This is a genomic window from Paramuribaculum intestinale (assembly GCF_003024925.1).
Taxonomy (GTDB): domain Bacteria; phylum Bacteroidota; class Bacteroidia; order Bacteroidales; family Muribaculaceae; genus Paramuribaculum; species Paramuribaculum intestinale.
Genome location: NZ_PUED01000142.1, coordinates 1 through 6275, shown reverse-complemented (window position 1 = coordinate 6275; position 6275 = coordinate 1). Strand labels below are relative to the sequence as shown.

6 protein-coding genes are annotated in these 6275 nt (G+C 50.3%); 5 read left to right on the top strand and 1 reads right to left on the bottom strand.

The features are described from left to right. The coding region (locus tag C5O24_RS09955; RefSeq protein WP_133165526.1) for a hypothetical protein at positions 1-418 on the bottom strand (418 nt) is incomplete at its 3' end. A gap of 268 nt (positions 419-686) precedes the next feature. Here C5O24_RS09955 and C5O24_RS09950 point away from each other — a divergent pair. From C5O24_RS09950 to C5O24_RS09930, 5 genes are all read left to right on the top strand, one after another. Beyond that, complete coding sequence (locus tag C5O24_RS09950) at positions 687-1295, top strand: hypothetical protein (protein ID WP_107036637.1); 609 nt, start codon at positions 687-689, stop codon at positions 1293-1295. A 211-nt stretch (positions 1296-1506) separates the two neighbouring features. Beyond that, positions 1507-1923, top strand: coding sequence for a hypothetical protein (locus C5O24_RS09945; RefSeq protein ID WP_107036636.1), 417 nt, complete (start codon positions 1507-1509; stop codon positions 1921-1923). Positions 1924-1926: 3 nt separating this feature from the next. Beyond that, positions 1927-3435, top strand: a complete 1509-nt coding sequence (locus C5O24_RS09940; RefSeq protein WP_107036635.1) for a DUF4099 domain-containing protein — start codon at positions 1927-1929, stop codon at positions 3433-3435. Positions 3436-3640: 205 nt separating this feature from the next. Then, positions 3641-5602: a DNA topoisomerase gene (locus C5O24_RS09935; RefSeq protein ID WP_107036634.1), complete on the top strand. Its 1962-nt coding sequence runs from the start codon at positions 3641-3643 to the stop codon at positions 5600-5602. A 141-nt stretch (positions 5603-5743) separates the two neighbouring features. Next, positions 5744-6034 carry a helix-turn-helix domain-containing protein gene (locus tag C5O24_RS09930; RefSeq protein ID WP_107036633.1) on the top strand — a complete coding sequence of 97 codons (291 nt, stop codon included), beginning with the start codon at positions 5744-5746 and terminating at the stop codon, positions 6032-6034. The last annotated feature ends 241 nt before the right edge of the window (positions 6035-6275 follow it).

The following is a 6275-nucleotide window of genomic DNA, read 5'->3' as shown; positions in this document are numbered from 1 at the left end:
GGTTTATGCTTATCGAGAATATGACCTTGGTGAGATGGTCTATATCGGCATGGTCGTAATAAAACCTCTGGTCAATACCTTGGCAGTATATGTTTTTGATAAGGTTGGGAATGTCAGTACGCATATAGCCGTGGGTCTTGAATGAACCGGGCATATGCGCCTTGGCCCAGTGGATGAGTCTTCTGCCGCTACCCTCGAAGTTGGTCAGGTCAGCTATAAGAGAATCAAACTGACGGGTCCTGAGCATCTTTTTTGCTTCGGTGATATTGTTTACGGTCTCGAAAGCATCACCGAATTTTCGCAATGTCTTCGAGTAATCGGCAATGCTCTCATCCGACGCGCTGTACAGCAATATTTTCTGCACCCCGTGGCAGTCTGAGGCAGGTTCTTGTGGGATTGTCTTGCGGGGACGTGACATTTATGGAATTTATATATCTGTTAAATCATACTATTGCATTTAAAGAGAAACAACTCTAACAATCAAATAGTTGTCCGCCATAATGATTTTAACATTCAGATTGATTCACATAATAAAAGTGTAGTCAGATGTGTTTTTGAATTTTTAGTGTCACTTTGTAACACCTTAACAGACAGAATAAAATACAAACACATCCAGCCGCTGTCGTGTTTGGATTTCGCAAACGGGCGACAAATTAGTCCGCCGGATTAAGGTTACTTCAAAAACTATGGATATGACATTCACCCTCCTGAAAACCCGGTTCTTCCTGAATCTTGAAGACGGGAATGAAACCGACATGAAAGCGCACTATGAGGATATGCGCTCCATAATCGTCTCATTCGTCCACAGTTCGCTGAACTGGCGTGAGATACATACCGGACTTACCATGTTCATCTCGGAAGTCTCCCATATCATCGGAGACACCATCGGGAAGAAACTAAGGGGATACGCGGCCCGTATCCTTGAAATAGCCAAGGGGCTGCTTCGACAGCTGGAACTCTTGGTGGAAAATGGCGTCACGGTGTCATGCGAGACCGGTGAGCCGAAGTGCGAGGAATCACCGAAAGTTGAAAAGAAGGTCAAGCTCTCATCTAAATACACCGCTGTATGTGAAATCATCAATATGGTAATCTCCATGAAGATGATCAACGGCGGCAATATAACGAGCAATGAGATTATCACTCGTGTGCATCGTCTGTTCGGTCTGGACTATTCTTCGGATAAATACTACAAGACCAGAGGCGAAATCATACGCAGATGTCCCGAAGACGGAGACAGGGCATATTTCCTGATGTCAGCTGTCAGAACGCTTAACAGCGAGTATGCCAACGCATAATCCACGGTTCAACTACCGAATACAACCGATAAAACAGACGAATTTCATGATGTTCTGATATGGCATGAAAGGTAATCAGTTGAAATCCAGCAATAATATCATGTCGAAAAATAATTTGAAAATTTATGTTTCGGTACTACCGGATTACTCTATTAACCGCCGGATTTTTACCCGCTAACTTTGCAACATCAAACCAAAAGAACCCCAAAATATGGATATGACAAAACCACCTCCACAACCACCGGTCAACGCCCAGCCATATCAGAAATGGATAATGGACACATTTGGAGTAGCATTATTCCTGTTGTCAAAAATCGCCAACTCTCTGGCTGAACTGGTGTCCAAGACAAACCGTGTGCGGCTTAGCTACAAAGGCAAGACCATAATAATGGTGCAGGACATAGCGATAGGTCTTAACCTGAGTACAAGAACAATAAAACGCTACCGCAGCGATGAGAAACTGAAATATTATATCAGTCTTGACGGACATACGGTATTTACCACCCAGGAACAGTTCGATGAATTTATCGAAAAGAACTTCGTCCATTCCGATGACCCGAGAGCCACCGATATAAAGGATAGAATCAAACAGAACGCCAATAAAGGCGTAAACTCAAAAACAAAATAATTTATGGAACAACTCCAAGACCAGGAGGTGCTGATTGCCCGCAACAACGAGACGGGACAGGTAGGCGCGGTCGTCGGTCAGAATCCCGACGGCACCCCGAAGATGGCAGACGCAAAGACTGCCAAGTTGAGCGACCTCGTTAAGTTCAACAAGGGGCAGAACCCCCTCGAAGCGTTCATGTCAAACTTCATCCGTCAGGCAAAGAACCCCTCTCTGTTCGGATTCTTCAAACTCCCCGCCGACCGCTATGACGCCATTGCTCCCGCAATGGCCGACCTTATCCAAGACCCGGTGTCAAACGGCGAGATGCTCAAACCTTACGAAGTAGATGTGAAGTCTGTGGCTCAGACGCAATCGCAAGAACAGACCCCGGTGCAGGAACCGGAGGTAAACCCTCAGCCCGAGCCTGACAATGTACAGAGCCAACCGGAGGCGGCAGTCACGGCGATTAAGGCAGCTCCTATCGACCCCAACAAAATTGATTGGGCAACCATCGAAAAGGAGTGGGGCGTGACACGTCAGCAGCTCGAACAGAACGGAGACCTCCGGCAGATGATTTACAATCACAAGTCTCCGAATCTCGTCCGAATTGCCCCCGTGCTCGATGGACAGCGCATAGAGGCGGATGCCAAACTTTCGTTCAAGCATAATCCTGACGGAAGTATCACTCTTTCGCCCCATTTCATGAAGAGTCGTCCCAATCTTGAACAGGAGTATCGTGGCTATACATTCACAGAGCAGGACAAGGCTCAGCTGCGCAAGACCGGCAACCTCGGTAAAGCCGTTGACCTCGTTGACCCGAAGACAGGAGAAGTACAAAAATGTATTGTCAGCCTTGACAAACTGACCAACGAGATTGAGAGCCAGACGGTGGATGGCACCTATATAAAGCCGAAAATCGCCAATATCGAGCTGACAATGAGAGAAATCGGAATCCTGAAAAACGGTGGCATTCTGCCCAAGAAGTTTGTAGAACTCGCCGACGGTCGAAAATTCTATGCTGACCTTCAGTATAGCGTCGAGAAGCGCGATGTCGGATTCAATTCCGAACCTTACCGCAAGGAGAATCAGGAACTCCGCAATAAGGATGCTCAGACCCAGGCACCTGAAGGTGACAAGCAGACACAGGGCAACTGGCTCGACAAGGACGGCAACATCAAGCGTCTGCACCAGTGGTGCAAGATTCCGCTGGACGAGCAGAAACAGGCCGACTACATGGCCGGCAAACTTGTCCGTGTAGGAGAAAGCAAGGATAAGTTCGGCAACGACTGCATCATCTATGTTCAGTTTGACCCGCAGAAGGGGCAGCCGGAGACCACCCGCGAATATCCTGACCGCAGCAAAGTCGTCGGCATCGCCGAGGAAAGCAAGACTCAGCTGTCCGTCAACAACGACGGTCAGACCAACGAGGCGACAAAGAATATCCGAGAGCCGCTCCGTAAGGGTCAGACTGAACCCAACAACGAGACCCAGCAGAAGGAGCAAAAGAAGTCCAAAGGTCCCAAAATCTGATCTCACCACTATCCGCAATATTGAAATAATCTGACTGCCGCTATGTCGCGTGCGCAAGCGATATTTCCGGTATCCCTCCCGCCCGACATGGGGAGGTCGCGAACTCCCCGTGTCATTCATCCACCACTCAATCCGAGATTCATCTCTCTCCAAGGTTGCAACCGGCGACCGCTCAAAAAAATATTCACCCTCAAAAAATACTGACATGAAAGTCATAATTACAGAAACCACCGCCGTGGCTTCCGCCATCGCTCGCGCCCTCAACGTCAACAACAAAGTATCCGCTCCCGGCGTTTTCTACGACGCCAAGACAGCCGTCATCACTGTCCCCAAGGACTTTATCGCGCCCTATGGCGTCGGAGTACTCCCTGGCAAGGACGCTCTCCCCATAGTGCCTGAGCGATACTCCTACGGCCTGCGCGTCACACGTGGCGAACCCGGACGCAACGGTATCTCCGCCGAAGATCAGGCATACGCCGATTATATCGGAGATCTCATCCGCGGCGGCAGGGAAGTGGTTTTCGCTTCCGACGGTGGTGCCGACGCGCAAGGCAGGTTCTCCAATATCTGCCGATTCTTCAAGGTCGGCGCACCCACAAGCAGAATGTGGGTGACACGTCTGGAGAAAAAAGCACTGAAACGAGCCTACGAAACCCGAGTCCGCGGTCGTGCCATGTACAATCTCGCCCAGTCCGGTCTTGTCGCGATGGCAATGAATGAGGCGTTCAAATACAACGTGACCGAGGCATACCGCGCCATGTTCCCCCGGCTCGTAGATCCTGTCTGCCGTCAGGATATGCTTATCCTTGCCGTGGCCAACAGCTATCTCCGTGATGATGCCGCCGCGCGTACGGCTCACGAAGTGGTCACCACTCATTCGCTCATGGTCAGCGGAGAGGTGCTCGGTCAGACGGTGAAGTTCTATCCGACAACAACCTATGCTTCTAAGGAAGACTGTGCCAAGGCACACGAAGCTATCACTACACCTGGGAATCTCACATCCACCTGCTTGGAGACAGACGACGAAATCAGCGAGGCTCCGGCACTCTACACACTCGCCACATTGCAGGCCGATGTCTGGTCCCGTCTGTCAATGCCATTCGCAAAGACCCGTGACATTGCAGAGCGTCTCTTTCTGGACGGGCTTATATCGTCGCCCTTCACCAATAATCCCAAGCTCCCGGAATCCATGCGGGGATACATCCTCAAACGCTGCCGCTGGGCAAAGGGTTATCCCTTCGCCGCTGACGAGGAAGTGCCTCACACTCACGGCATCATAACCACCGGCAAGAAACCTTTCATGCCCGACACTGACACACAGGCGGTATATGACATCATCGCAGAGCGTTTCGACGCGGCCATGACCGGTGCGACGGTGTCAACCGAGCTCGTCATCGGCATGGAAATCGACGGCACACCCTTCTTTGGCACTATGCCTTGGTTCTGCTGCGACGAGGTCCCCTCCTCGGTAGAAATCAGGATAACGGGTAAATCCTGCTTTACCCATAAGAGCAAGGCGCCTGAGCCTCCGAAGATGAACGACCTGCTCGGTGTGATGGCGACACTGATGCGCAAACTTTCCGACCGCTTCAATCCCGGTATGCCGTTCAGCGCGGACAGCCATGATGTCACCGATGCCCTGGACCGTCTCCGCAACAACGGTTTCATAATCGACGTATGCGGGGAGCCGGTAATCTCCGCCGATGGCAGGCTGCTTCTGGCAACATTCGACGAGACCTATGCGCTGGAGAACCTTCTCGCGGATCAGGTAGAGGCAGAACGCCTCTATGCGAATCGCAAGATGAGCAAGGGCGGCGCGAAACTGATGGCTGAGTTCGGCAAGCGCATCTATGACAAGACCGAGCAGCTCATCAACGACAGCCGTCTGTTCAGAACCACTCCCGACACTCACGTGTGTCCTATATGCGGCCGACACTCTGTGCTGCGCTATCCCCGTGTCATGAAGTGCCACGTCTGCGGCTTCACCATGCCCTTGCAGTTCATGGGGCATAAGTTCAGCGAGAAGGAGATACACCATCTGCTGACCCACCGCTACACTTCGACAATCCCCTTTGTCAACCGACGCGGCCACGAGTTCTATGATGCCGTGGTGATCGGCAAGGGCAAAGGACTGGAATTTGCTCCGGTCATGGCGAAAATATATTGAAAACCACTGCCGATTGGAAATAAATCACTAAATTCGCAATCGAATCGCAGTCATGAATTATTCTGATTGTGGATTTAGTGGTGGCCGACGGGAGGGATCCCGTCGGCTTTTTCAATTGGAAACTTCCTGAAATTCACAAAAATGGAAGTAGTACAGATTGAAAAAGAGGTGCTTGACATGATGTTTGAGCGTATGGCATACCTCCATGACATGATACACACGCTGTTTGACAGATTGCGGGATAAAAAACCGAGAGACTGGCTTACTCTGGAGGAAACCGCCGAAATCCTGAATATCTCGACAAGGCAGGTGCGCAATCTTCAGAACGGTGGCAGAATCGGTTTCATACGTCATGGGAGAAAATGCTGTTACAAGGCAGAGGATGTTTACGCCATCATAATAAAGTCACTATGTTTGCATCAGATTAGCTGACGGGGCGCTCAACGGGGGCTGTCTGCCCCCTTGCCGCTAAGGCTTTCCCCCGAGAGGAGTGAGGAGAAAAGATAGACGTAAGGGCAATTGCATGTAAATTTGTAAAAGCAAAATACATTAACAGCAAAACCGATACGTCTATGGTACAAAGTAACAAAAAAGATTTCAGCGGACAAAATATCTCTATTGGTATTGACGTCCATCTGAGAACATGGAGTGTCACGGTGCTCACCCCCTCTGG

Bases quoted from the DNA above. Each gene is read 5' to 3' on its own strand.
- C5O24_RS09945 (WP_107036636.1), top strand. From the start codon at position 1,507: ATGGATATGACAAAACCACCTCCACAACCACCGGTCAACGCCCAGCCA.
- C5O24_RS09930 (WP_107036633.1), top strand. From the start codon at position 5,744: ATGGAAGTAGTACAGATTGAAAAAGAGGTGCTTGACATGATGTTTGAG.
- C5O24_RS09940 (WP_107036635.1), top strand. From the start codon at position 1,927: ATGGAACAACTCCAAGACCAGGAGGTGCTGATTGCCCGCAACAACGAG.
- C5O24_RS09950 (WP_107036637.1), top strand. From the start codon at position 687: ATGGATATGACATTCACCCTCCTGAAAACCCGGTTCTTCCTGAATCTT.
- C5O24_RS09935 (WP_107036634.1), top strand. From the start codon at position 3,641: ATGAAAGTCATAATTACAGAAACCACCGCCGTGGCTTCCGCCATCGCT.